This is a genomic window from Mycobacterium sp. TKK-01-0059, assembly GCF_000709305.1.
GTDB classification, from domain to species: Bacteria; Actinomycetota; Actinomycetes; order Mycobacteriales; family Mycobacteriaceae; genus Mycobacterium; species Mycobacterium intracellulare.
In genome coordinates this window covers 2,562,861-2,587,517 of sequence record NZ_KL446993.1, presented here as the reverse complement: position 1 = coordinate 2,587,517, position 24,657 = coordinate 2,562,861, and the positions used below count along the sequence as shown (strand labels likewise).

The window sequence follows — 24,657 nt, the reverse complement described above, 5'->3', positions numbered from 1 at the left end:
CAGCGCCTTTGCGTCCAACGTCGACTTGTTGCGCGAAATCGGCGATTTCGGCGCAACTACTCGACGCTCGGCAGTTCCGGCGGTGGACGGTACTCGGGTTCGTAGCCGGAAACGTGAATCGGGCTGCCCACCAGACGGAAATCACCCGCTGTCACAACCACTTCCGGGGTGGCCTCGAGGGCCTCGGGCAGGGTCCTGACGGCCGCGGCCGGAACCCCGAGCGGGCGCAGCCGGCGTTCCCACCCGGCCGCGCTGTCGGTCGCCAGCATCGCCGTGACGACGGCGAGTACTTCGTCGCGGCGGGCGACCCGCTCGGCCATCGTCTCGAAACCACCGATGCCTGCCTCCGCGGCGAACGACTTCCAGAACCCGTCATGGGTGATGAACAGCGCCAGATAGCCATCCGCGGTCGGAAACAGCTGAGCCGGAACGTAATACGAGTGCGCCCCGTGGGGGCGCCGCTGCGGCTCCACCCCACTGTTGAGGTAGGCGGAGGCGTGGTAGTTGAGCTGCGACAGCATGACGTCGCGCAGCGACACGTCCACCTGCCCGCCGGTGCCGGAGATGATCTTGGCCAGCAGTCCCAGTGCCGCCGACATTCCGGTGGAGTTGTCGGCCGACGAGTAGCCGGGCAGCGTCGGCGGACCGTCGGGGTCACCGGTCAGCGCCGCGGTGCCGACGCCAGCCTGCACCACGTAGTCGAACGCGGGGTCGTCGCCGCCGTACAGGCCGAAGCCGGTGATCGCCACGCAGACGATCCGCTCGTTGTGCCGTCGCAGCTGCTCGTAGGTGAGGCCCAGCCGGCGGATGGCGGAGGGTTTCAGGTTCACCAGCAGCGCGTGGGACTCGCCGACCAGGTCGCCCAGGCGCTGTTGTCCCGCATCCGAATTCAAATCCAGGCAGATGCTGGACTTGTTCCGATTGAGGCTGGCGAAGTACGTGGCGCCGACGCTGCGGGAGATCTCGCCGCCGGCGGGCTCGATCTTGGTGACCTCGGCGCCGAGGTCGGCGAGCAGCATGGTGGCATACGGGCCGGCCAGCATGGTGCCGACCTCGAGGATACGGATCCCCGCCAGTGGCCCGGTGTTGCTGGGAGTCAACGCAATTCCGCGGCGAGCGAGGCGATCATTTCGCGGGTGCGACGCTTGGACGCGACCAGCTCGTCCCGGTTGTCGCCGATGGGCAGCAGCCGCACCGAGAGATCGGTTACGCCCGCGTCGGCGAATCGGCGCATCCGGGCGAGAATCTGTTCGGAGTCGCCGGCCGCGCACAGGTCGCCGACGTCGCGGGCATCGCCCCGGTCGAGCAGGCGCTGGTAGTTGGGTGACACCTCGGCCTCCCCCAAGATCCGGTTGGCGCGCTCCTTGGCCTCCTCGACTTGCGAAGGCCCACACAGGCATACCGGTATGCCCGCGACGATCCGCGGCGCGGGTCGCCCGGCATCGGCGGCGGCCTTGGTGATCTTCGGCGCGATGTGGTCACCGATCGCGCGCTCGTCGGCCATCCACAACACGGTGCCGTCGGCGAGTTCACCGGCGAGCTGCAGCATCACCGGGCCGAGCGCGGCGACCAGCACCGGCATCGGGGTATCGGCCCCGATCGCCAGCGGGTTGTGCACGGTGAACGAATCGTTCTCGATATCCACCGGGCCCGGGCCGGCGACAGCGGCGTTGAGCACCTGCAGGTAATCGCGGGTATAGGCGGCCGGCTTCTCGTAGGGCAGGCCGAGCATGTCGCGGATGATCCAGTGGTGCGACGGCCCGACACCGAGAGCCAGCCGCCCGCCTGCCACCGCGTGCGTCGAAAGCGCTTGGCGGGCAAGCGCGATCGGATGCTGGGCCTGCAGCGGCACCACCGCGGTGCCCAGTTCGATGCGCGAGCTGTGCGCGGCCATCAGCGACACCATGGTCAGGCAGTCGAAGTCGTTGGGCACCTGCGGCATCCACGCGGTGTCCAGACCCGCGGATTCGGCCCATTCGATATCGGAGGCCAGCTTGTGCACCTTGCGGGCCATGTCGCCACGCTCGGCACCGATCATTACTCCGACGCGCACTGTTCCTCTTTTTCTTCCGAAGCGGGCTCGGGGGTCCCGGTCAGCGCGCGGATGTCGCGCACCAGGTTGTCCAGCGGTGTCCCGGTGGGGAATACGGCCGCGGCCCCGGCGGAGAGCAGTTTGGGGACGTCGGCGTGCGGGATGGTCCCGCCGACGACGACCGAGATGTCGGCGGCGTCGGCGGCGCGCAGCGCCTCGACGGTGCGCGCGGTGAGCGCCAGGTGCGCACCGGACAGGATGCTCAGGCCGACCACGGCGACGTCTTCCTGCACCGCGATCGAGGCGATGTCCTCGATACGCTGGCGGATGCCGGTGTAGATGACCTCGAATCCGGCGTCGCGCAGGGTGCGGGCGACGATCTTGGCGCCGCGGTCGTGTCCGTCCAGGCCGGGTTTGGCAACGAGAACGCGAACGGCCACTTAGAACACCACCGGCTGCTGGAACTCGCCCCACACTGCTTTGAGCGCGGAGACCATCTCCCCAACGGTGCAGTAGGCGTTGGCACAGTCGATCAACTTGTGCATCAGGTTGTCGTCTCCTTCGGCGGAACGCGACAGGGCGGCGAGGCTGGATTTCACTGCGGCCGAATCCCTTTCGGATTTTACCTTGGAGAGCCGCTTGAGCTGAAGATCACGCCCTTCGGCGTCGAGCTCATAGGTGACGACATCGTGTTCCGGTTCCTCGGTCACGAAGCGGTTGACGCCGACGACCGGGCGGTCGCCGGATTCGATGTCCTGGTGGATCTTGAATGCCTCGTCGGCGATCAGGCCCTGTAGGTAACCGTCCTCGATGGCATGGACCATTCCTCCGTGCCGCTCGAGGTCGGACATGATCTCGATGATGCGCTCCTCGGTCGCGTCGGTCAGCGCCTCCACGAAGTACGAGCCGCCCAGCGGGTCGGCCACACTGGCCACGCCGGTTTCGTGCGCGAGGATCTGCTGGGTGCGCAACGCCAGCGTGGTGGTCTCCTCGGTGGGCAGCGCGAATGGTTCGTCCCAGGCGGCCGTGAACATCGACTGGACGCCGCCCAATACGGCGGCCATGGCCTCGTAGGCCACCCGGACGATGTTGTTGTGGGCCTGCGGGGCATACAGCGACGCCCCGCCGCAGACGCAGCCGAAGCGGAACATCGCCGCCTTGTCCTTCGTCGCCCCGTAGCGCTCCCGCACGATCGTCGCCCAACGCCGCCGCCCCGCACGGTATTTGGCGATCTCCTCGAAGAAATCCCCGTGGGTGTAGAAGAAGAACGAGATCTGCGGCGCGAACTGGTCGATCGTCATGCGGCCGCGTTCCACCACCGTGTCGCAGTAGGTGACGCCGTCGGCCAGGGTGAACGCCATCTCCTGCACGGCGTTGGCCCCGGCGTCGCGGAAATGCGCACCGGCGACCGAGATCGCGTTGAACCTGGGCACCTCGGCGGCGCAGAACTCGATGGTGTCCGCGATCAACCGCAAAGACGGCTCCGGCGGCCAGATCCAGGTCCCGCGCGAGGCGTACTCCTTGAGGATGTCGTTCTGGATGGTCCCGGTGAGCTTGGCCCGCGGGATGCCCTTTTTCTCGGCCGCGGCGACGTAGAAGGCCAGCAGGATCGCCGCCGTGCCGTTGATGGTCATGCTGGTGCTGAGCTTGTCCAGCGGGATGCCGTCGAACAGGATCTCGAAGTCGGCCAGGGTATCCACCGCGACGCCGACCCGGCCGACCTCCTCACCGAACTCGGGGTCGTCGGAGTCGTATCCGCACTGCGTCGGCAGGTCGAGCGCCACCGACAACCCGGTCCCGCCCTGATCCAGCAGGTAGCGGTACCGGCGATTGGACTCCTCGGCGGTGCCGAACCCCGAATATTGGCGGAAGGTCCACAGCTTGCCGCGGTAGCCCGACGCGAAGTTGCCGCGAGTGAAGGGGAACTCCCCGGGCTGGGGAGGCTCCGCGCCCCTATCCGCCGGCCCATATACGGGCTGCAGCGGGATGCCGGAGGGAGTGTGGGCCGTATTATCCATCGGTGAATAACGTACTTGCAAAAAAAGAGAATGCCAATACCATACGCTTGACCTGGTCAAAGGAGACGAATGGCTGACAACGTGCTCACCGATCGCACGGTGGTGATCTCCGGCGGGAGCCGCGGGATCGGACTCGCGATTGGGATCGCCGCCGCCAGGCGGGGTGCCAACGTGGTGCTGCTGGCCAAGACCGACACACCCCATCCGCGCCTGCCCGGGACGGTGCACACCGCGGCGGCCGACGTCGAGGCCGCCGGCGGGAAGGCGCTGGCCGTCGTGGGCGACGTGCGCCGCGAAGAGGACGTGCAGCGCGTGGTCGACGCGGCCGTGCAGCGGTTCGGCGGCATCGACATCTGCGTCAACAACGCCAGCGCCATCGCCACCGACCCGACGGCCGTGCTGTCGGCCAAGAAATACGACCTGATGCAGGAGATCAACCTGCGCGGCACCTTCCTGCTGACCAAGGCGTGCGTGCCCCATCTAAAGAAATCGGCCAACCCGCACGTGCTGACCATCTCGCCACCGATCAACATGAACCCCCGCTGGCTGGGCGCCCACCCGGCCTACACACTGTCCAAGTACGGGATGACGCTGCTGTCGCTGGGCTGGGCGGCCGAGTTCGCGGACGACGGGATCGGCGTGAACTGCCTGTGGCCGGAGACCTACATCGCCACCGCGGCGGTCACCAACATGGCCGATGGCGACCGGCTGGCCGCGTCGTCGCGCAGCCCGGAGATCATGGGCGACGCCGCCGTCGAGATCGTCTCTCGACCCGCCCGGCAAGCCACGGGCGAATGCCACGTCGACGCCGAGGTGCTGCGATCGGCCGGGGTTGCGGATCTGTCCCGATACGGCGGCGGCGAGCAGCCGATCCCGGACCTATTCCTGGACTGAATACCTAAGCACGGCAGAGGATTTCGCCGTGCGGGATGGCGATCCAGCCGTCTTCGGCGACGGCCCATTCTCGCCAGGCGGCGGAGATCTCCTCGAGCTGCGCCGGGGTGGCCAGCTCGAGGCTCACCAGGTCGCTGGCCACGGTCGAATGAAGGATCCGGTCGGCCCACATGCCGCCCCACCATTCGCGCGTCTCGGGTGTGGCGTAGCACCACAGGCTGCCGGTGGGTGTGATGTCGTCGAATCCCGCCTGCTGTGCCCAGGACAGCAGCCGCCGGCCCGCGTCGGGCTCGCCGCGGTTGGCGCGGGCGACGCGTTGGTAGAGCTCGCGCCACAACTCGAGGGCGGGTAGCTGCGGGTACCAGATGAACCCCGCATAGTCGGCGTCGCGGACCGCCACGATGCCGCCCGGCGCGCACACTCGCCGCATCTCACGCAGGGCGCGCACCGGGTCGGCCACGTGCTGTAGCACCTGATGGGCGTGGACGACATCGAACGTGCCGTCGGCAAAGTCGAGGTCGTGCACGTCGGCGGTGCCGAACGAGACGTTGGACAGGTTGCGTTGCCGGGCTTCGGTGCGGGCCACGCCCAGGACGTCGGCGACTTGGTCGACGGCGGTGACGGGTCCGGGTGCGACGCGCGCGGCGAGGTCAGCGGTGATGGTGCCGGGACCGCAGCCGATATCCAGCACCGACAGGCCCGGTTTCAGGTGGGGCAGCAGGTAGGCCGCCGAGTCTTCGGCGGTGCGGCGGCGGTGGCTGCGCAGCACCGACTCGTGGTGTCCGTGTGTGTAACTGGCCCGCTCGTTCACCTCGCCAGCGTACGGCGGCAAGCCACATGATGATACACGTGTCTCGGTATATGAGACATCTAGTCGACGGGGACGTTGAGAATCGGGAGGTCGACACCCGCGCCCGGACCGTCGAAATGCCACCATTCGCCCGAATACACCTTCAGGCCGCCATAGTTCATGGCGTTGCGCAGCGCGGCTCGATTCGCCCTCGCGTCGGCGCTGATGCCCTGGGTGTTGAACGCCGTTGCCCGAGAGGTGAAGTCGTCGAAGTCGGTGCCCATGTCGGCCAGGCACAGCCCACCCGCGTGTAGTCCCGACGTGCATGGCTGTTGCGGCGTCGTGAACGTCACGTCGACCGAGCGTCCCGACTCATGGCTGCGCGCATATTGGCCAGGTCGTGCCACCCAGGCCGGGTTGGGGACCAGGCTGAACATCTTGACCTGGACGTCGTGCGGCCGATAGCAGTCCCAGAAGACCAGGAGGTGGCCCTGCGGTCGCAGCGCGCCGGCGGCGGCGGCGAGTCCGGGCGCCATCGATTGGTGCACAAGGCATCTGGCGTCGGACGGATACAGCTGCGTGTGGGTGAAGTTGTTGGTCGTCGCGTAGCGCAGATCGAGCACGGCGTCGGGAACGACGGTGCGGACGTCGACGAAGCCGGCCGCCCGCGCGGCGTCGCTGACCGGCGGCACGTCGGGGCCCGCCGAGGCGCGAGGGGTATCCCAGGCCGGGCCGCACCCCAGGATGAGTGCGAAAGCGGCCAGCCTGAGCACTCCTGCGCGACGCATTGGGCCATTGTCCCGGCTGGATCGGTCCGCGTCGGGTTATCTGGCCGTCGGGGCGCGCCTCATTCGCGTTCTGCCGTCGCGACGGCGAGCCAGTCGTCGTCCGCGAGCCGGCTTGCGCGCGACGGGTCGTAGCGGCGCAACAGCGCGGGCACGGTCGCGTGGTCGCGCAGCTCGAATCCGTGCGCTGCCAATGTGGCGGTCAGGTCGGCCTCGGTGAAGTCGCTGCGATACGGTTCGCCGCGCCGGGCCACCATCCGGGTGATCCGGCCCGCGCTCTTCCACGGGGTGCCGGCGGTGACGACGCCCGCGGCGATGTGGTCCAGGACGAGGCGACTCCCCGGGGTGCACAGGCCGGCGAGGTCGGCGATGGTCGCGTCGATGGCGCCGCGGGTCAGGTAGGGAGTGACGCCGAGCCACACCACGAGGGCGGGCTGCTTGGGGTCGAAGCCGGCGGCCAGTAGCGCTTCGCGCAGCGCGTTCCGTTCCAAATCGCAGGCGACCCAATGGATTCGGCAGCTGTGCCGCGGCGCCAACAGCCGCTCGACGACCGGGCGCTTGTGCGCTTGAGTGGTGGGCGCGTCGACCTCGAAGATCGTCACCGGGGTCCCCGCGCGGCGAATGCTGGTGGTGTCGAAGCCCGCGCCCAGCAGCACGAGTTGGCCGATCCCCGCGGCGATCGCGGCCTCACATGCGTCGTCGACGTAGCGCACCCGAAGCGCGATGTGGGCGTGCAGGCCTCCCCACAGGTGGTCAAATATCCGGAGCGCGGCGTCGGCCGCGCGCCAGTGGGCGAGCATGGCGCGCAGCACCGGATTACCGACGAAACGCCGGGAGTACGCGTCCTCCACGAGCCGCCGCCCCGGTGGCCGCAGCGTTTCCGCAGCGCGTTGAAACGCATTGACTTCGGCGGTCCAACTCGCCGCGCGATCAAGGCGTCGGGCGCCCACATCAACCATCGTCTCCCCTTTGCACGAACCATCCGCTGTTGACGCTATCCACCACACCGGCCCATCGGTAAGGTCCAATTCGATGCCGAATTCGTGGACCAGTCGCGATACCGGAGGGGACCTGCATCTCGACCTTCCCCCGGGTCGGGGCCGGCGTGCGGCGCTCGAAGCCGCTCTGCGACAAGCCATCCGGGGTGGACGCCTCGCCGCGGGCGAGGCGTTGCCATCCTCGCGTGCCCTCGCCACACAGCTCGGGCTTGCCCGCGGCACCGTCGTCGAGGTCTACACGCAACTGGCGGCCGAGGGATACCTCCGGACCCGTCCAGGCGCGGCCACCCAGGTGGCGGGCGGACCGCACGTTCAGGCACCGATCGAATCGATGCGGGTTACCCAGCGCTATGCGGCCGATTTTCGCCTCGGCCGCCCGGACCTCAGCATGTTCCCGCGCGCCGAATGGTTACGCGCGTTGCGCCGAGTCCTCGAGGCCACCCCCCACGCCGAACTGGGGCCGGCGGACCCGCGCGGGTCACCGCGCTTGCGCGCCGCGCTGGCCAACTACCTGGGTCGAGTGCGCGGGGTGCTCACCACCGGCGAGCACATCGTCGTCTGCAGCGGGTTCACCCAGGGGCTGCGTCTGGTGTGTGAGGCGCTGGCCGCCGGCGGAGCCCGGTCGATCGCGCTCGAGAATCCCTGCCTGCCCGACCATCGCGCGACGGCGGCGGCGAGCGGGCTAACCGTCGAGCCCCTCGACGTCGACCACGGGGGTGCGCGGCCCGAGGGATTCAATACGGCCGTCGCCGCGGCGGTGCTCACCCCGGCACACCAGGCTCCCCTCGGGGCGACGCTCGACGCCGACCGGCGTACCGAGTTCGCGCACATCGCCGCGACCCGGGGCACGTATCTGATCGAGGACGATTACGACGGGGAATTTCGCTACGACCGGCACCCCGTGGGCGCGCTGCAGGGCCTGGCACCCGAACACGTCGTCTACGTGGGTAGCGCCAGCAAGAGCCTGGCGCCCGGCCTCCGCCTCGGCTGGCTCGCGTTACCCGCCGCGTTGGTCGACGGGGTGGTCGAAGCCAAGCGCCGCGCCGATCGCGGAACCGACGTGCTCGCGCAGCTGACGTTCGCGGAGCTGATCGAATCCGGAGCGCTCGATCGGCACATCCGGCGGATGCGGCGGCGTTACCGCAACCGCCGCGACGCTCTCGTCGTTACCCTCGGCCGCTGCGCCCCCGGGATGCCGGTGTTGGGCATCTCAGCCGGCCTGCACGCCGTTGTCGCGCTGCCCGAGGGCATTTCGGAGGCCGAGGTGTTGAGCGCGGCGCGCGGACGCGACATCGCCCTCACCGGGCTGGCCCCGTTCTGGCACGGCACGGGCCGCCGCACAGACGGAATCATCATCGGGTACGGGACACCGCCCGAACACGAATACACCACCGCCCTGGCCCGTTTGGGAGAGTTGATGTCCGCCGTCTCGGGCGTCAGTCGGCCGGGGTGAAGTCGATGTGCAACTCCGTCAGGCCGCGCAGCAGGAACGTCGGCTCGTAGTGGTACTGACGGCCACGGGGCGATCCGTGCTTGGCCTCGCTGATCCTGAATTCGCGGGTGCGGTCCAGGAGGCGGTTGATGGTGATCTGTCCCTCCACCCGCGCCAGCGGCGCGCCCGCGCACGTGTGAATGCCGCGACCGAAGGCGATGTGCTCGCGCACGTTCTTCCGATCGGGCCGGAACTCGTTGGGATTGTCGAACTTTCGCGGATCGCGGTTGGCCGCACCCAGACAGAGCATGAGGACGGTGCCGGCCGGGATGTGCACCCCGCCCAGGGTGGTGGTCTTCCGTGCCAGCCGGAAGTCCACCTTGGTGGGGCTCTGCATGCGCAGTGCCTCCTCGATGAACGTGCCGATCAAGCTTCGATCTGAACGCAGCCGCTCTTGCAGCTCGGGGTCGTCGCCGAGGACCTGCACCGCCGAGCTGAGCAGTTTGGTCACGGTCTCCTGCCCGGCCGCGAACAGGAACGTCGCCGGCCGGACGACCTCCAACAGCGGCGGGACCGAGCCGTCGGGGTACGTGGCGGTGGCCAGGCCGGTCAGCACGTCTTCGCGCGGTTGCCGTCGCCGGTCGGTGATGTAGGCGCTGAACAGGTCGTCGAGGTACTGCAATGGGTTGCTGCCCACCGGTTCGTGATCCAGCGCGCCCACTCGGGCGCCCGGCGCATTGCCGGCCCCGAGATTGCGGCGGATCTCTGGGCGGTCCTCGTCGGGAACCCCGAGCAGATCGGCGATCGCCAGGGTGGCGAACGGCTTCGCGTACTCGCTGAGGAACTCGCAGTGGCCGTTGGCGATGAACTCGTCGAATTGCCGGTCGGCCAATTGCCAGATGTAGTCCTTGTTTTCCTGCAGTCGGCGCGGGGTCAGCAGCCGGCCGAGTAGGGAGCGCGCCTTTTCGTGCTCGGGCGGGTCCATGACGACCATGTGCTCGAAGATCGGGAACTCGTGGCGATGCGCCTCGATCTGCTCACTGATGTCGTCGCCTTCCGGGGTGAACGGCAACGGCGGGAACGGACCACCGATCGCGTTGACCGCGGAAAACGAGTCCACGTCTTTGAATGCCGCCTGAACCTCCTGGTAGCCGGTGACGGCCACGACCCCGTAGTGCGGTTCGCGGAACACCGGTCCCTGGTTGCGCAGGTAGTCCCAGTAGTCGTAGGGGTCTTGCGCGACGTCGGCGTCGGTGAAGTAGTCGACGTTGGCGAGATCGGTCATGAGTCCAATTCCTTTTCCTGGCACCGAAAAGCGCAGTGCGTCACGCTGATGCGTCGCCGGCGACGGCGCTGATGGCCTGGCGCGGACAGGCGGCCACGGCCGCTTCCACGCTGTGGCGCAACGCTTCAGCCGGTTGCTCGTCGCAGGTCGCGACGTCGTCACCCAGCTCGAAAACCTCGGGGGCGATCTCCACGCAGAGGGCATGCGCCTCACACAGGCGCGGATCCACCCGCACACGCATGCGCGCTGTCGTCACCGGCCCTCCAATCCCCCGTTTGCCGCTCCACAAACTGATCGATCGACCAAATTGTTAGGATGCGGTATGCCTACCACGGATCGCGCGGGCCGGTCAAGCAAAGCCGGCGCACCCAACCGCGCGGCGGCGCGCCAACCCAAGCGGACCCCCGACGCCGGCGCGCGCAGCAAGCTGATCGAGGCCACCGCCCGCATCATGCGCGAGGAAGGCTATGCCGCGGCCACCTCCCGGCGGGTCGCCGCCGAGGCCGGCGTCAAGCAGGCGCTGGTCTATTACTACTTCCCCACGATGGACGATCTGTTCGTCGAGGTGCTGCGCGCCGGTGCCGAGACCGCGCTGACGCGCATGCGCGCCCTGCTGGCCGAGGACGACCCCCTGCGGGCGCTGTGGGCGATGAACAGCGACACGGCGGTGACCGCACTGAACGCCGAGTTCATGGCATTGGCCAACCACCGCAAGGCAATTGGCGCCGAACTCAAGGCCTACGCCGAGCGCGTTCGTGACATCGAGACGGCGGCCGTCACCATGGTGCTACGCGCCAACGGAGTCGATCTCGAGGAATATCCCCCGGTCGCGATCTCGATGCTGATCGCGCAGGTGGCCCGCAGCCTGTGCAACGAGAGCGCCGTCGGCGTCACCCAGGGACACGACGAGCTGCGCGCGTTCGCCGAACGCCAGATGAGCCTGCTGGCGGCGCCCGCGGCCGCGTCCACGCTTGGCCGCTAGCACCGGCCGGCGCCACCGCAGCGGCGACAGGACCGTTTCCGCATCCCGGCCACCGAGCGGGCGGTCGGGCACACGTCTGTTGACACTGCGCACGAATGGTGCCAACCTTCCTGATCGATCGACAAAGAATTGTCGGCCACGTCTAGGTGAGGTGCAGTCATGGGTGGAAGAGTTGAGGGCAAGGTCGCGTTCATCACCGGGGCGGCTCGCGGCCAGGGCCGCAGCCACGCGGTGCGCCTGGCGCAGGAAGGTGCCGACATCATCGCGGTCGACATCTGCACGCCGATCAGTAGCAGCAGCGAGATCCCGCCGTCGACGCCCGATGACCTGGCCGAGACGGCCGACCTCATCAAGGGCCTGAACCGCCGCATCGTGACCGCCGAGGCCGACGTACGCGATTACGACGCGCTGAAAGCGGCGGTGGACAGCGGCGTCGAGCAGCTGGGCCGGTTGGACATCATCTGCGCCAACGCCGGAATCGGCAACGGCGGCCAGACTTTGGACAAGACCAGCGAAGACGACTGGCGCGACATGATCGACGTCAACCTTTCCGGCGTCTGGAAAACCGTCAAAGCCGGTGTGCCGCACCTGATTTCCCAGGGTCAGGGCGGCTCGATCATTCTGACCAGTTCGGTCGGGGGCCTCAAGGCCTACCCGCACACCGGTCACTACATCGCCGCCAAGCACGGCGTGGTCGGCCTGATGCGCACCTTCGCCGTCGAACTCGGCGAGCACTTCATCCGGGTGAACTCGGTGCACCCCACCAACGTGAACACGCCCATGTTCATGAACGAGGGGACGATGAAGCTGTTCCGGCCCGACCTGAAGAATCCCGGCCCGGATGACCTCAAGGTGGCCGCGCAGTTCATGCACGTGCTGCCGGTCGGCTGGGTCGAGCCGGTGGACATCAGCAACGCGGTGCTGTTCCTGGCTTCCGACGAATCGCGTTACATCACAGGTCTTCCGGTCACCGTCGATGCCGGGAGCATGCTCAAGTAGGGGCTTCGCCCAGTCAATGGCGGCCGAGCCCGCCGTAGTCGTCGACCGCCCGCCAGCAGCGCCCACGGGGCCTGCTGGCGATTGGCGACCGTCCATGCAGCCGACGGGTCAAATGATTGATGGTGATCACCATCGTGGTGGCCAGGGGCGGGATCGAACCGCCGACCTTCCGCTTTTCAGGTGGATGGAACGGCCGCTGGCCTGCGGTTTAATGACTCCCATACGTCAAATACGCCGCGCTGAGCGCGTCTGACGCAGGCTGCTCGTCCGGCGATCGGACACAGACCGGACACGGTGACAGCACTCCCGACAAGGGACCCTTCATCGCCCGTCACTCAGTGATGCGCGCTGGGGGCTCCCGGGGAGCAGGTACCCGATGCCCGGCATCACGAGGTCGAGCGCGCATTCAACGAGCTCGATTGCGGAGCGACTCACCCTTCGGCCGGACACAACCCGAACGGCCAGCCGGAACACGGACGGAGCGGCGGACGCCGGTAGACCGCGAGTGCCCGAGGCCGGCAAGGCCGCAGGGCGCGAGAGCGGTAGCGGTCGGTCGGACGGCGGGAGCGGCGTAGACCGTGTTCCGGCTGGGACCAACGGGCTTGTTATATGCGCCAAAAGTGTCCGCGACACCGTCGACGGCATTGTTGATGCGGAACTGTCGGCCTCGGATGCCTTGGGGCTGCGGTTCCCGAGGCCCAACATGGTGGCCTCGGCAGCGGCGCTGTTCGAACCGGCCGAACCATGGGCGCATGGACGGGACCGGCTGGATGTCGAACCTGAGTGCGGGCGATTCCGGATCACGATCGGCCCGGGCGTCGTCCGTCTCGGCTGGACCAATCCCGTTCGCGCGGAGAAGGCATCTGAGCGGACCGTGGGCCAGCACATGCAGGACGTAGCGGGCGAGGTAGACCGCATAAAGGCCGGTCGTGATGTGCCTGACCCGTCGGGCCGTGCGATCACCGAATGGTCCCGCAAGTCGCGTGCGGCGATGTGCCGCACCTTCGCCGAGCTGGACTACACGCCGATGGTGGAAAGCGGACGGGTACCCGCGATGGTCACGCTGACCTACCCCGGCGACTGGGAATCGGTCGCACCCGATGGAGCCAGCGTAAAGCGACATATGATGCTGTGGCGCAAACGATTTCAGCGCGAATGGGGTGAACCAGCGCGCTACATCTGGAAGATGGAATTTCAACGCCGCGGCGCACCACACATTCACCTATGGATGGCTCCCCCGTATACCGTCGGTCGATCAGGCCGTAGGTTCAGCGAATGGTTGTCGCAGGAATGGGCGGAAGTCGTCGCCCATCCCGACCCTGAACAACGCACACGCCACTTGCGCGCCGGTACGGCTATCGACAGCCTCAACGGATTGCGTGCTTGCGACCCCAAACGCTTGGCGATCTACTTCACGAAGCACTCATCACCGAATAGATTGGGCGACAAGGAATACCAGCACATCGTTCCGGAGGCCTGGCGGCGGCCGGGCCGCGGACCGGGTCGCTTTTGGGGGGTCCACGGGTTGGAACGAGCAACCGCAGTCGTTGAGATCGCCCAGGACGCATACCTGACGGCCCGAAGGATCATCCGTCGGTGGTCTCGCTCACAGGCCATTCATAGCGATTGCACCCACTGCTTCCCCACCGCACTCGTTCCGCGAATGACCCGCGTCGCAGTTCAACGAACAAACTCCAAGACTGGCAAAGTACGCCACCGCAACGTCTGTCGGAGGCGACTTCTCTGCCGCCAAGGCGGCTTCGCGGGTGGCTACGCCCTTGTGAACGACGGACCAGCGTTCGCATCCCAGCTCGCGGCAGCGTTATCGGCGGATCGGGCGAAGGCGGTGCGCGACGAACAACTCGCGGGCCGTAAGTGATCTAACGCAATTCACCTCTGACCGTCGCATTGCAGCAACCGGCTACATACGCTTAGCACGTGACCATCGAACTGTCGCCGCGCCTGCCGGATGGTGAGCGGCCGAGGAATCATCAGGAATTGGCCGCTGAGCAGATGGACCTGGACAACGTGATCAACGAGCTACTCCTGCGGCTGGAGGATCATAAATATCGTTGGGAGCTTTATGAATTCGGACTTTCCGACACTGAAGAGCGACGTCAGGTGCACACAGTCATTGAGCAGCTGCGGCTGGCGGTGCATACGGGTGGGCCAGCCGTACTTCATCCGCTGCGTCACGCGCTGTCTGTAGCTCACTCCGACGACCCCGCGTCGCCTGGATGCTCCGGATAGTCCGAGTCGCGGGCCATGCTCAGCTGCGCACTACCGTCCACGCGGTGCGGGGGACGGCTAGCGCGGTCGTAAACCGACAAAAACGAGGTCGTGAATTGTTCTGGCAATTCGATCTTCGTCGAGCGCATCGTCAAGCACTAGGTAGGTCAGTGCGCTGGTCGTGACGGCACCGAATAGCGCGATCGCGGCAACTGCTGGGTTGTCGAGGGTCACGAGTGAGCCGTCGCCGGCGCCAGCGCGAAGTAACGTCTCGACGGGTGCGAAGTATGCGGCGCTGATCATGTCGGCGATGACGGGCATGCGGGCGGCGCGGCCCAGTTCCCCGATGAGAGCGCGGCAGACGGCGGGTCTCTGTGCCATCACGCGCAGCTGGGCACTGATGACTGCGTGCAGGCGCTGAGCGGCGGAGCCTTCTGCCTCCACGACTGCGGCGACCTCGTGCGCGACTTGCTGTAGGACGTCTTCGAGGAGGAAGGCGAGTATTTCCTCTTTGCCGGCGAAGTAGTAGTAAAGGGTGGCCTTGGCGATGCCGGTGGTGGCGGCGACGTCTTCGATCTTGGTGTCGTTGAGCCCGCGGTCTGCGAAAAGTGCCGCCGCCGGCGGCAGGCGGTCGGCAATTTTTCGCGGAACCTCGCGCATTGACGCTCCTCTCGGTTGGACTTACAGTCTAAACTACTGGATTAGACAGCCGTATAATTAGATTCACAGCGGTAGGAGCTCAGATGACGACGGTGCAACTTCGCTACGACCCGTTCGATGCGACGATTCAGGACGATCTCTACCCCATCTACCGGCAGCTGCGCGACAAAGCCCCGCTGTATCGCGCAGCCGATTCCAACACGTGGGTTTTCAGTCGCCACGAAGATGTCGTCAGCGCGCTGCTTGACCATCACACCTACTCATCCGTGGACGGCATATTTCCAACTCCACCGGGCTCAGATTTCCACGCATCGTTCTTGCCCATGATGATTTTGATGGATCCCCCGCGACACGATCAGCTGCGCGCGTTGGTAAGCAAGGCGTTCACCCCGCGGCGCATCGCGGCGTTAAGTAGTGGGATTGAGGACCTGGCGGAGGATTTATCAGATTGCCTTGACCGGGGCGCAGGGTCGGTTGACTTTGCCGCCGACTTTGCCGCCGTCCTGCCGGCCATGGTGATCGCTGATTTGCTCGGCATTCCTCGCGAGGACCGCGCACAGTTTCGGCAGTGGTCAACCACGATGGTCCAGTCCAATCCGGCGCGCGGTGAGATGGGCGAGGGGCTGGCCGCGGCTGCGGCCGTCTATGCCTACTTCACCGACTTCCTCGCCGAGCGTCGACGCGAACCGCGCGGCGACTTGATGTCGGCCTTGGTGTCCGCCGAGATCGACGGAAAGCGTCTTACTGACGAGGACCTCCTTGGCTTTTGCCTGTTGCTGCTCATCGCAGGCCATGAGACCACCTCGAACCTGCTCAGCAACGCCGCAGTAGTGCTTGCGAGCGATCCCGACATTCGCCGACGACTAGTCGCCGATGACAACTTGCTTGGTCCCGCAGTTGAGGAGCTCCTCCGGTATGACTCACCGGTGCAAGGACTTTCACGAACTCTGACCCGCGACGTCACGCTGCATGGCGTCACGATGTCCGTCGGTGATTCAGTGCTGCTGTTGTTCGGCTCGGCTAACCGTGACGAACGAGTGTTTGCTGATCCCGACGTGTTCGATATCGGGCGCAAACCCGAACATCAAGTGGCGTTCGGCCGAGGTATCCACTTCTGTCTCGGTGCGTCATTAGCGCGGATGGAGGCCCGGATAGCGTTGCGCGCCCTGCTGGCCCGAGTGCCCAACTGGGAAGTCGACCTAGAGAACGCGCAGCGCCTGCGGTCGGGCCTCATCCGGGGCTATATGTCTTTGCCTATCTCGTGGTCGGCAAATTAGCCGAACTGCGCGTCAGGCAGAGCGGCTGGGGCGGCGCCATTCCCGCGGAGCGGGATCACTACGATGCGGGCTCGTCGACCTTGCGGCGGTGCGCGGCGAGGAAGTCATCGACGATGCGCTCACAGTCTTGACGATCGATGGCACGCAGCCCGGTGAGGCGCGCGAAGGCGACCGGCCCCACGAGTTGGCACAGGATCAGCTCGGGGTCGAATTCATCGAGGTCGGCGCAGGCTTCGGGGCTTTGCAAAAGTAGATCGAACGGCTGGCGATACTGCTCGATGATCCGGGTCCGCAGCGCGTGCCGATCGTAGGTCTCCTGAGTGCTGTTTGATGTTGGGCCAAGCGCGACCCAAGCCAGTGTGGTGACGTGCAGCGGCGCCTCCTGGAACAGCGTGGCCTGTCGGCTCAACAGTTCGATGAGTTGGTCGCGCAACGATCCCGTCGCCGGCGGAAGGTGAACCTGCGGCAGCAGCCGTTCAAATGTGGCGGCCAGTAGTTGAGTGGAGCTGCTGAAGTGGCGATAGAGGGTCGTGCGCGCAACTTTAGAGGCCTTGGTGACCGCGTCTATGGTGACGGCTTCAATCCCGCCGGCGCTGAGGAGTTTGGTGGCTGCATCTAATAGCCGGGTCCGGGAGCGCACCAGGCGCGGATCGACATCGTCGTCGACCGGCATGTCAAAACCGTCGCGCTCCATATGGTCACCGTAAACCCTACGCATACCTGGCCCGCACCGAATCGCATCTGCATTGGCGATTGATCCAGCCACTACCCAACTAACGCTACTGTTGGTAGCATAGCGCTACCAATAGTACAGTTATTCGTAGGGGTTTGTGCGTAGTAGGGGGATTCGTGATCAGGCAACGGCTCGAACAACCCGTGGTCCAAAAGGCCACCAATGCACGGCTGGCATGTCGGTTCATGAGGCCATCCCACGAACCCTCCCAACTTGTGCGGCAGGGACTCGCACACGCCGAGGATGGCGTTCTGCGATGAATGCGCTGCTTGCGCTAACCAGGACCCAAGTGTGGATGAGTGCGGCTCGCGGTTTCAGGCTCAGCGGCCGCACCATTACCAGTGACATCCACCGAACGCCGCCGGACCAAGACCGCGTTCGTCCTCGGCATTACCCGCCTCGCTACTGCTCATACCTGGACGACAATTTGATGAACCGGGAAATGTACAACCACGTGCACGACGATCCCACCAGGCTAACTTCCCGGCTGGCTTTTCGTCTGCGGCGTTCATGAACCTTTCAGAATTTCGGCGACGGTGCGTCGTCACGGTCAATCAACCTGCGCGCCGAGGGGCACGTCGCGCCAGGCGCGAAATGCTGGTCCGTCGCCTGCGGGGTGCTCTCGGGCCAATCCAGGTGAGTAGTGCGGTAGCGGTCGACGGGTGCACGCCTGTCGCGGTTTCGGCGACGAAGCGAAAGGGTACTAGCGGTACTGTTCCGACACCGTTAGTTTCTTTTGGGATAACGGAGGTGGGGGATGGCGGACAACGGGTGGGTTTCCTCGGGGGTGGCGACGCTGAGTCGCCCAGTTCGGGAGCAACTTCGCAAGGTCGCGGCGGGCGAGGGCGCATACAGTGATCGACTAGCTCGCCTGGCGGGGTTCAGCATCCGACATAAGGTGCTGGTCATCGGGGCGTGGGTGGTGACCGCCGGCGTCCTGGCGATGCTGTTCCCCCAGCTGGAAACCGTTGTGAAACAGCAGTCGGTGAATCTGGTCCCCCCTGATGCTCCATCGCTGCAGACGGTTGACCGGATGGGCACGGCATTCGGCGAGCAGGGGTCCAAGACCACCGTCTTTGTTGCATTCGAGGACCCGACGGGCCTGACTGCGCCGGTGCGTCAGCGCTACAAAACGATGGTTTCGCGGTTGCGTGCCGACTCCCAGCACGTGCGACTGGTTCAGGATCTGTTAGCCGACCCCGTTACTGCGGGTCAGGCGATGAGCCAGGATGGCAAGGCGTGGTATGTGCCGGTCGGGGTAGCTGGCACGCTCGGCGATCCTAGAGCGGCGGAATCCGTTCGGGCGGTGCGCGCTATTGTCGCCGAGTCGTTTAGCGGTACGTCCACGATCGTTCGTGTAACCGGACCTCCCGCGACATTCAGCGATCTAATCGATTCGGCTGAGCAGGATTTGATTGGCATCTCCATCGTGACAGCCGGTCTGATCGCGGTGATTTTGCTGGTCATCTATCGGTCACTAGTTACCGCGTTGCTGCCATTGCTCGTGATCGGTGTGAGCCTGGCGGTCGGGCGCGGGGTGCTCTCGGCGCTGGGCGAATCAGGAATGCCGGTGTCGCAATTCACGATTGCGTTCATGACTGCCATCTTGTTGGGTGCCGGCACCGATTATTCCGTGTTTCTGATCAGCCGGTATCACGAGCAGCGCCGCCAGATGATTTCGGCTGACCTGGCTGTGATTAACGCAACCGCCACCATCGGGCGGGTGATCATGGCTTCCGCCGCGACTGTGGCGTTTGCGTTTCTATCCTTGGTCTTTGCGAAGCTGAGCGTATTTAGCGCATTAGGCCCGGCGTGCGCGATCGCTGTCTTTGTCGGAGTCGCAGCTACAGTAACGTTGTTTCCTCCGGTATTGGCGCTTGCCGCGAAACATGGCATTGGCGAACCCAAAGCTGACCGCACGCGCCGATACTGGAACTGGATCGCCGTGGCCGTGGTCCGCCGACCCGCCCCACTGCTGGCCGCCAGCCTGGCACTTGTATTAGGCCTCGCGGCTGTCGCGCTGACTATGCACATCAGCTACGACGATCGGCAAGGACAGCCGGCGACGACCACCAGCAATGAGGGCTATCGCTTGCTGGATAGGCATTTCCGCAAAGATATCGTCATCACACAGTTCATGGTCGTCGAATCACCCACAGATATGCGCACCAGTAAAGGCCTAGCCGACCTAGATGAAATGGCGTCTCGAGTGTCGCAATTGCCGGGCGTCACCAAGGTTTCCGGTGTCACTCGGCCCACCGGTGCACGCCTCGATCAGGCACAGCTCTCGTGGCAAAACGGCCAGATCGGCAACAAGATGGCCGGCGCGGTCGCCAAGGGAGACGCCCATAAGGACGACCTGGCCAAACTCACCAGTGGCGCCGACCAACTCGCCGGCGGCCTGGCGCAACTTGACACCACCCTGCGCACGGCATTGACACCGCTGACCGCGGTCCTTACCCAAGCCCAGTCCAGCGGATCGCAATTTCAACACTTTCGCCCTCTGCTGCAGCAACTTTCGGCTACCACACCAACCATCGATCAAGCGATCCGAACCGGGCCGGGACTGCGTCAAGAAGCTCAACAAGCCCAAAACGCGATCGCCACGATCGATCCGCTGGTTGGTGCGCTCAACACCTCCCCGTGGTGTGCCACCACACCCGAGTGTGCCCAGATCCGCGATCAGGTGCAGATTCTGGTGACCTTGCGCGATGGCGGCTTTTTCAGCCAGCTCGCCAACCTGGGCGACATGTACCAGCCGGGCAGCGACAATGCGGCGGGCACCGTAGCAGATCTGCAGAGCACGGTCACCTCGCTGAACAAGGCTTTCGGAGCACTCGGCGATCCCGCCGACATGGCCGGCAATATCCGCCGCCTCCAAAACGGCATCAGCCAGCTCGCGTCGGGTGCACAAGCCCTGGCCACCGGCGTGCACACCCTTGCCGACAGCAACATCGAAATGTTGTCCGGCATGAGTCAGGTCGCCACCCAATTACAAAATTCCGCGCGGTCCAGCGCCGGTTCGGACAACGCCAGCGGCTTTTACCTGCCCGCCAACACCTTCGAGAATCGCCAGTTCGCCGATGTGGCAAAACATTTTATGTCGGCCGATGGCAAGACCGCCCGCTTCGCGATCGAATCGAGCTACAACCCCTACAGCAGCCAAGCGATGGATCTCGCTCAGAAAATCACCGAAGTTGCCGGGGCCGCACGCCCGAACACCTCCCTGGCCAACGCCACGATATCGATGGCCGGTTTCCCCGCCGTCAACTCCGATATTCAGCGCCTGCTGTCGGCCGACTTTCATCTGCTGGCGATCGCCACGCTCGTCATCGTCGGAGTGATCCTTGTCCTTCTCCTGCGTGCCTTGCTGGCCCCGCTCTACCTCCTCGGTACGGTCGTACTCAACTATGGCGCGGCACTGGGCATTGGGACGCTCGTCTTCCAATACGGCCTGGGTAAGGAAATCGCCTGGCCCGTACCGCTTGTGGCGTTCATCATCCTGGTCGCCGTCGGCGCCGACTACAACATGCTGCTGATCTCGCGGTTACGCGAAGAATCCGCTCACAACATTCGCGTCGGCGTGCTACGCACGGTCGCAAACACCGGTTCAGTCATCACCTCAGCCGGGCTCATCTTCGCCGCGAGTATGTTCGGCCTGATGGTCGGCTCTGTCGGAATCATGATCCAAGTCGGATTCATCGTCGGCTGCGGCCTACTACTCGACACCTTCGTCGTTCGCACCCTCACGGTGCCCGCGATCGCTACGCTCCTGCGCGAGGCCAGCTGGTGGCCGCAACGGAAATCCTCGACTCACAACGGCCGACCACACCGGACCACATGACAATTGGCCGAGAGCGCATCCGCACCAGCGACGGGATCACTCTCGTGGCCGATTGCTACCGGCACGCCGCGACTCACCCCGTCGTGTTGCTGCTCCATGGCGGCGGCCAGAACCGTCACGCGTGGGCCACCACCGCCCGTCGACTCTATTCCCACGGCTACACCGTCGTCGCCTACGACACACGAGGTCACGGCGACAGCGACTGGGACCCGAGCGGACAATATGACATCGAACGGTTTGTGTCCGATCTGATCTCGGTACGAGGACACGTCAGCGCCGACAGTCCCCCCGCCGTCGTCGGCGCGTCGCTGGGTGGGCTGATCATCCTCGCTACCCATCTGCTGGCCCCACCCGACCTCTGGGCAGCCGTTGTCCTGGTCGACATCACCCCGCGAATGGAATTTCATGGGGCCCGTCGCATCCTGTCATTCATGGCCGGACACCCCGACGGATTCGGCACGCTCAATGATGCCGCCGATGTCATCGCCGAATACAACCCACGCCGCGCGCGACCCGAAAATCTCGACGGCCTGCACAAGGTTCTGCGCCAACGTAGCGATGGCCGATGGATCTGGCGCTGGGACCCGGCCTTCATCAGCTCCAACTTCGATGTCCTCCAAGGCAATCTCATGACGGGCAGCGAGGAGTTCGACGCCATCAGCGGATTCCTCGCCGAAGGAGCACGTCGAATCACGGCCCCAACGCTGTTGGTACGCGGGGCACTTTCAGACGTAGTCTCCCAGGAAACCGTCAGCGAATTCCGCCAGCTCGTCAGGCACGCCGAAACGACGGACGTCACCGGCACCGGTCACATGGTTGCCGGCGACAACAACGACGCGTTCACCGCCGCGGTTACCGACTTCCTCGACCGCGCCATGAGGACCCTGACATAAGCATCCAGCGAGTCTTCAGCCACCCGGGCTACTGATGTGCCATGGCTTTGGGTTGTGTTGCGTCTGAGTCATTCTCGTCGACAGGAAGGTCGTGCCGAATCGCTCGGACGCGACCTCGCGGCAGACACGCCACGTATCCGTGACACTTGCCATAGAGTTCCCACGAGGTCGCCGCTACATCCGGGTCGACGTCGATGCGGTGGCCGGGGGAGAAACAGAGATGTAAGGCCCCGTCGTCGTCGCACCAGGCGCGCGTGCAGATCGCTCCGGCAAGGTCCAACAGTGGCCGCTCCTCGGGCGAAAGGTTGATGGGGTCGATCAACACTTCATCCGACGGCCAGGCTCCTGCCGGCGGGAGGGTCAGTCGCAGCGGTCGGGAAATCACCAATTCGTTGTAACCGTCGAGGTCGAGTATGAGCCCTTCGTGCAGCGAGACTCGCTGAACGGTGCATTGCTCAATCCATTGCGTGTGCATAACCGCCCCCTTCGACGCGTCGGTGAGTCCCATCTATGCTACCGATAGTAGCGCAACGATACTATTAGTATTCCTATGCGCTATCGCGGGCGTTCCATGCATCAAGAATGCGCTGCAAACCTCGATCAATGCGCTCGCGCGCCTCCCCTGCCGTGCGGCTCTGGTGTGGCTGCGGTCGGTTGACCTGCCGTATGCATGCAGTCGTCGGAATGCGAACACTACGGACCGATCTGAGTTGTCATCCCCAAGTGCGACCATCCCAATATGGCGATCACCATCCCATCCGGCCGGCCCAACTGGCGCTTCATGCGCTACGTTCGGCCGCCGACGAGAGACTCGAAGTTGGAGCCTCTGTACCCATTGAGGCCGGCAACGCGCCCGGTGCGGCTGGGCATTGATGTCGGGACCATCGCGGAGCCGCCGGAGGAGGGCTACATCACCGGGTTCCTGACGCGCGACGAGATCGAGGTGCACCTATTGATCCCGGCGGCAACGGAAGCTCCGAGCGGGTGGACCGAGTTGCTCGATGAACCGCCTTGCCACACCGTCAATTTCACGAACGTAGCTGACGCAGGCAAGTTCTGCGACGCGGCCGAGTTCTCCGTCAGCACCGCTCGTGGCGAGAGCTACCGTGCCTGGTCCAAGGCTCGGTTCTTCGCCGCGTACCAGCAGCTCGATGAGCACGATGCGCCGGACGGCCTCCCCCCGTTGACGCTCGATCAGCGACATCGTGCAGCTGCCTATGCTGCCGCCGCCGGGGCTGTTGGCATCGATGCCATCGTCACCACCGCCCCCACTGCGGGACGAACAGATGTCGCCGACAACGATGTGGTCGTCAGCGTGACACCCGACGCGGCTGTACCACTCATCGGTCACTACTTGCGGGTGACTAGCAATCCGGTTGTGACGGTCGAGCGCGGCATGTTGGTGGGTGGCGGAAGCTGGGAGACGACGGAGTCGACTGCGACCATCGTCAATCTTTACGACTGGGGCACGGTCAGCGGATTGCCATACTTCGATGCCGCTTCAATGTTTGCGGCTGCCGCTAAAGGTGGACCTGAGGCCGCAGAGGCATTCACGTCGGTTCGCATCCGCCTGAGACGTGCAGCGCGCGCGTTCGACGATCTGCTGGCCGCGCTGTCGAACCCGCTGGACGGGAAGCGGAACGAAGATGTTGCCGAGGCTACCGCTGAAGCTTTTGACCGTGAATTACTCTATCTTGCAGCAGTTTTCGATATTTTCGGGCGTGCTTACCAAGCGATGGTCGACCCGTCAGTTGATCGGAAAAAGGCTCGGGGATCACTCGACTCGCGGACCTTCATCGACAAGGAAGTGCGAACGCAGTACGACCAGTCACTTTTGGGTGACGTGACGCGCCTGCGGGTGTATGCGTGGCTCTGCAAGCAGTTGAGGAATCACATCCACGATGGCGTTCTTGCCGTCGACACCCACCCTGGCCGCAGCTACGGCAACACGATGAACGTGGCGCTGAATCTCAGTGTGATTCCCGAGTTAGCCCTCGGTGCCGACAATGAGATGACTCAGCACCACTACGACGCGCTGGGAGTGTGGCAGACCGAACCTGTTTCGCCCTTTACCGGTTCGTCAATGGTGGCCGACCTTGCGACAACCGGTTTCACCCTCATCCGAGCGGCGCTCGAGTACATCGAAGCGTTCACGAAACTTATCGTCCGGAACAAACCGGCGAATGCGCCGTCGTCTAGTGCGTTCCTGGGATGCGTGCAGGCTCGTCCGGGCGAGGTCGAGCCAGCGCCCCCAAAGCGAGCAGTGTTCTATCAAGCACTGTTCGGATTACATCCGGACAGCGTGTAGTGGACCCCTAGCAGCCCGACACGAGGTTGACGCCGTCATGGACCCGCGAATGAGTTTCTTCGTCGAACGCGTCCAGTACACGCACCGCGAATGCAGGATTCATCGCTGACTGAACTTCCTCCCTTGTCATCCAACGAACCTCGCGGGCTTCCGCAGTGGGGTGAGTGTCCCCATCGGCCGGATGGCAGCGGTAGACCAGAGCGACAATCCCATGGGTCAGGTTCTTGTAAACGCCGGTGAGACGTTCTACCTTCACCGTCAATCCGGTTTCCTCAAGGACTTCGCGCCGAACACCGTCCTCAAAAGATTCGCCTAGTTCGAGTACACCACCAGGGGCTTCCCAGTGGCCGTTGTCGTCCCGCCTGATCACGAGAACGCGATCATCGTCACGCACTACGATGCCGGCGACACTGACCGAGTGCTTAGGCGAGGTTGCCATTTCTGGGGTCCTCCTTGTTCGATGCCGGCAGAAGAGACACGGGTTGACTGGCTTCCTAG

Annotated in this window: 23 protein-coding genes and 1 tRNA gene; 10 read left to right on the top strand and 14 right to left on the bottom strand. The window is 65.1% G+C overall.

Annotated elements, in window-relative coordinates; translation table 11 throughout:
* Positions 1–56: 56 nt before the first annotated feature.
* Genes K883_RS12570 through K883_RS12555 form a run of 4 tightly spaced genes read right to left on the bottom strand, consistent with a single transcriptional unit; the run spans position 57 to position 4,050 of the window.
* The gene (locus tag K883_RS12570; protein WP_014710953.1) at positions 57–1,100 is read right to left on the bottom strand and encodes a CaiB/BaiF CoA transferase family protein; all 1,044 of its coding nucleotides are present in this window, start codon (positions 1,098–1,100) and stop codon (positions 57–59) included.
* Positions 1,097–2,053: an LLM class F420-dependent oxidoreductase gene (locus K883_RS12565; protein ID WP_014710952.1), complete on the bottom strand. Its 957-nt coding sequence runs from the start codon at positions 2,051–2,053 to the stop codon at positions 1,097–1,099. The genes K883_RS12570 and K883_RS12565 overlap by 4 nt, the downstream gene beginning before the upstream one ends.
* Entirely contained in the window at positions 2,038–2,472 is a 435-nt protein-coding gene (locus K883_RS12560; protein ID WP_008253559.1) for a cobalamin B12-binding domain-containing protein, read from the bottom strand. The genes K883_RS12565 and K883_RS12560 overlap by 16 nt, the downstream gene beginning before the upstream one ends.
* Entirely contained in the window at positions 2,473–4,050 is a 1,578-nt protein-coding gene (locus tag K883_RS12555; protein WP_008253553.1) for a methylmalonyl-CoA mutase family protein, read from the bottom strand. It abuts the gene before it with no gap.
* A 69-nt stretch (positions 4,051–4,119) separates the two neighbouring features.
* On the opposite strand from K883_RS12555, the gene K883_RS12550 reads away from it, so the two are divergent.
* Entirely contained in the window at positions 4,120–4,944 is an 825-nt protein-coding gene (locus K883_RS12550) for an SDR family oxidoreductase (protein ID WP_014710951.1), read from the top strand.
* Between the two features lie 4 nt (positions 4,945–4,948).
* On the opposite strand, the gene K883_RS12545 is transcribed toward K883_RS12550, so the two are convergent.
* From K883_RS12545 to K883_RS12535, 3 genes are read right to left on the bottom strand one after another with little or no spacing between them, the layout of a single operon-like run.
* On the bottom strand, positions 4,949–5,755 hold the full coding sequence (locus K883_RS12545) for a methyltransferase domain-containing protein (RefSeq protein WP_014710950.1): 807 nt from the start codon (positions 5,753–5,755) through the stop codon (positions 4,949–4,951).
* A 59-nt stretch (positions 5,756–5,814) separates the two neighbouring features.
* Positions 5,815–6,522, bottom strand: a complete 708-nt coding sequence (locus K883_RS12540; RefSeq protein WP_036454610.1) for a M15 family metallopeptidase — start codon at positions 6,520–6,522, stop codon at positions 5,815–5,817.
* A 59-nt stretch (positions 6,523–6,581) separates the two neighbouring features.
* On the bottom strand, positions 6,582–7,469 hold the full coding sequence (locus K883_RS12535; protein ID WP_014710948.1) for a class I SAM-dependent methyltransferase: 888 nt from the start codon (positions 7,467–7,469) through the stop codon (positions 6,582–6,584).
* Positions 7,470–7,551: 82 nt separating this feature from the next.
* Here K883_RS12535 and K883_RS12530 point away from each other — a divergent pair, with 82 nt between their 5' ends.
* On the top strand, positions 7,552–8,970 hold the full coding sequence (locus K883_RS12530; protein WP_050989364.1) for a MocR-like pyridoxine biosynthesis transcription factor PdxR: 1,419 nt from the start codon (positions 7,552–7,554) through the stop codon (positions 8,968–8,970).
* Here the strand turns inward: K883_RS12530 and K883_RS12525 are convergent.
* Together K883_RS12525 and K883_RS12520 are read right to left on the bottom strand one after the other, a co-directional pair.
* A complete protein-coding gene (locus tag K883_RS12525) occupies positions 8,954–10,234 on the bottom strand; it encodes a cytochrome P450 (RefSeq protein WP_014710946.1) in 1,281 nt (426 codons plus the stop codon). The two genes, K883_RS12530 and K883_RS12525, sit on opposite strands and share 17 nt — an antisense overlap.
* A 40-nt stretch (positions 10,235–10,274) precedes the next feature.
* The gene (locus K883_RS12520; protein ID WP_014710945.1) at positions 10,275–10,475 is read right to left on the bottom strand and encodes a ferredoxin; all 201 of its coding nucleotides are present in this window, start codon (positions 10,473–10,475) and stop codon (positions 10,275–10,277) included.
* 186 nt (positions 10,476–10,661) lie between these two features.
* On the opposite strand from K883_RS12520, the gene K883_RS12515 reads away from it, so the two are divergent.
* On the top strand, positions 10,662–11,216 hold the full coding sequence (locus K883_RS12515) for a TetR/AcrR family transcriptional regulator (RefSeq protein WP_085976474.1): 555 nt from the start codon (positions 10,662–10,664) through the stop codon (positions 11,214–11,216).
* Between the two features lie 159 nt (positions 11,217–11,375).
* Complete coding sequence (locus K883_RS12510) at positions 11,376–12,215, top strand: mycofactocin-coupled SDR family oxidoreductase (protein WP_036454608.1); 840 nt, start codon at positions 11,376–11,378, stop codon at positions 12,213–12,215.
* A 135-nt stretch (positions 12,216–12,350) separates the two neighbouring features.
* Here K883_RS12510 and K883_RS12505 read toward each other — a convergent pair.
* Positions 12,351–12,418, bottom strand: a tRNA-Phe gene (locus tag K883_RS12505).
* A 302-nt stretch (positions 12,419–12,720) separates the two neighbouring features.
* Between K883_RS12505 and K883_RS26760 the strand changes: the two genes are divergently transcribed.
* Both K883_RS26760 and K883_RS27540 read left to right on the top strand, forming a co-directional pair.
* Entirely contained in the window at positions 12,721–14,094 is a 1,374-nt protein-coding gene (locus K883_RS26760; RefSeq protein WP_224097131.1) for a rolling circle replication-associated protein, read from the top strand.
* A gap of 59 nt (positions 14,095–14,153) precedes the next feature.
* A complete protein-coding gene (locus K883_RS27540) occupies positions 14,154–14,465 on the top strand; it encodes a hypothetical protein (protein WP_131806047.1) in 312 nt (103 codons plus the stop codon).
* A gap of 57 nt (positions 14,466–14,522) precedes the next feature.
* On the opposite strand, the gene K883_RS12500 is transcribed toward K883_RS27540, so the two are convergent.
* On the bottom strand, positions 14,523–15,104 hold the full coding sequence (locus K883_RS12500; RefSeq protein ID WP_014710943.1) for a TetR/AcrR family transcriptional regulator: 582 nt from the start codon (positions 15,102–15,104) through the stop codon (positions 14,523–14,525).
* 83 nt (positions 15,105–15,187) lie between these two features.
* Here K883_RS12500 and K883_RS12495 point away from each other — a divergent pair, with 83 nt between their 5' ends.
* On the top strand, positions 15,188–16,381 hold the full coding sequence (locus K883_RS12495; RefSeq protein WP_014710942.1) for a cytochrome P450: 1,194 nt from the start codon (positions 15,188–15,190) through the stop codon (positions 16,379–16,381).
* A gap of 58 nt (positions 16,382–16,439) precedes the next feature.
* Here K883_RS12495 and K883_RS12490 read toward each other — a convergent pair whose 3' ends face one another.
* Positions 16,440–17,075: a TetR/AcrR family transcriptional regulator gene (locus tag K883_RS12490; protein ID WP_014710941.1), complete on the bottom strand. Its 636-nt coding sequence runs from the start codon at positions 17,073–17,075 to the stop codon at positions 16,440–16,442.
* 796 nt (positions 17,076–17,871) lie between these two features.
* Between K883_RS12490 and K883_RS12485 the strand changes: the two genes are divergently transcribed.
* Positions 17,872–20,958: an MMPL/RND family transporter gene (locus K883_RS12485; RefSeq protein WP_024636820.1), complete on the top strand. Its 3,087-nt coding sequence runs from the start codon at positions 17,872–17,874 to the stop codon at positions 20,956–20,958.
* Positions 20,955–21,851 carry an alpha/beta fold hydrolase gene (locus tag K883_RS12480; RefSeq protein WP_014710939.1) on the top strand — a complete coding sequence of 299 codons (897 nt, stop codon included), beginning with the start codon at positions 20,955–20,957 and terminating at the stop codon, positions 21,849–21,851. Before K883_RS12485 ends, K883_RS12480 begins: the two co-directional genes overlap by 4 nt.
* A 28-nt stretch (positions 21,852–21,879) precedes the next feature.
* On the opposite strand, the gene K883_RS12475 is transcribed toward K883_RS12480, so the two are convergent.
* Positions 21,880–22,326, bottom strand: coding sequence for a DUF6188 family protein (locus K883_RS12475; protein ID WP_014710938.1), 447 nt, complete (start codon positions 22,324–22,326; stop codon positions 21,880–21,882).
* 264 nt (positions 22,327–22,590) lie between these two features.
* Between K883_RS12475 and K883_RS12470 the strand changes: the two genes are divergently transcribed.
* Positions 22,591–24,159, top strand: a complete 1,569-nt coding sequence (locus tag K883_RS12470) for a hypothetical protein (protein WP_224097130.1) — start codon at positions 22,591–22,593, stop codon at positions 24,157–24,159.
* A gap of 7 nt (positions 24,160–24,166) precedes the next feature.
* Here K883_RS12470 and K883_RS12465 read toward each other — a convergent pair whose 3' ends face one another.
* The gene (locus K883_RS12465; protein ID WP_008263949.1) at positions 24,167–24,598 is read right to left on the bottom strand and encodes an NUDIX hydrolase; all 432 of its coding nucleotides are present in this window, start codon (positions 24,596–24,598) and stop codon (positions 24,167–24,169) included.
* Positions 24,599–24,657 lie beyond the last annotated feature (59 nt).

Excerpts from the sequence above, each read along its gene's own strand:
- K883_RS12490 (WP_014710941.1), bottom strand. The coding sequence starts at position 17,075 with ATGGAGCGCGACGGTTTTGACATGCCGGTCGACGACGATGTCGATCCG.
- K883_RS12470 (WP_224097130.1), top strand. The coding sequence starts at position 22,591 with ATGGCGATCACCATCCCATCCGGCCGGCCCAACTGGCGCTTCATGCGC.
- K883_RS12465 (WP_008263949.1), bottom strand. The coding sequence starts at position 24,598 with ATGGCAACCTCGCCTAAGCACTCGGTCAGTGTCGCCGGCATCGTAGTG.
- K883_RS12495 (WP_014710942.1), top strand. The coding sequence starts at position 15,188 with ATGACGACGGTGCAACTTCGCTACGACCCGTTCGATGCGACGATTCAG.
- K883_RS12480 (WP_014710939.1), top strand. The coding sequence starts at position 20,955 with ATGACAATTGGCCGAGAGCGCATCCGCACCAGCGACGGGATCACTCTC.
- K883_RS12500 (WP_014710943.1), bottom strand. The coding sequence starts at position 15,104 with ATGCGCGAGGTTCCGCGAAAAATTGCCGACCGCCTGCCGCCGGCGGCG.
- K883_RS12555 (WP_008253553.1), bottom strand. The coding sequence starts at position 4,050 with ATGGATAATACGGCCCACACTCCCTCCGGCATCCCGCTGCAGCCCGTA.
- K883_RS12485 (WP_024636820.1), top strand. The coding sequence starts at position 17,872 with ATGGCGGACAACGGGTGGGTTTCCTCGGGGGTGGCGACGCTGAGTCGC.
- K883_RS12525 (WP_014710946.1), bottom strand. The coding sequence starts at position 10,234 with ATGACCGATCTCGCCAACGTCGACTACTTCACCGACGCCGACGTCGCG.
- K883_RS12475 (WP_014710938.1), bottom strand. The coding sequence starts at position 22,326 with ATGCACACGCAATGGATTGAGCAATGCACCGTTCAGCGAGTCTCGCTG.
- K883_RS12510 (WP_036454608.1), top strand. The coding sequence starts at position 11,376 with ATGGGTGGAAGAGTTGAGGGCAAGGTCGCGTTCATCACCGGGGCGGCT.
- K883_RS12540 (WP_036454610.1), bottom strand. The coding sequence starts at position 6,522 with ATGCGTCGCGCAGGAGTGCTCAGGCTGGCCGCTTTCGCACTCATCCTG.
- K883_RS12550 (WP_014710951.1), top strand. The coding sequence starts at position 4,120 with ATGGCTGACAACGTGCTCACCGATCGCACGGTGGTGATCTCCGGCGGG.
- K883_RS12520 (WP_014710945.1), bottom strand. The coding sequence starts at position 10,475 with ATGCGTGTGCGGGTGGATCCGCGCCTGTGTGAGGCGCATGCCCTCTGC.
- K883_RS12530 (WP_050989364.1), top strand. The coding sequence starts at position 7,552 with ATGCCGAATTCGTGGACCAGTCGCGATACCGGAGGGGACCTGCATCTC.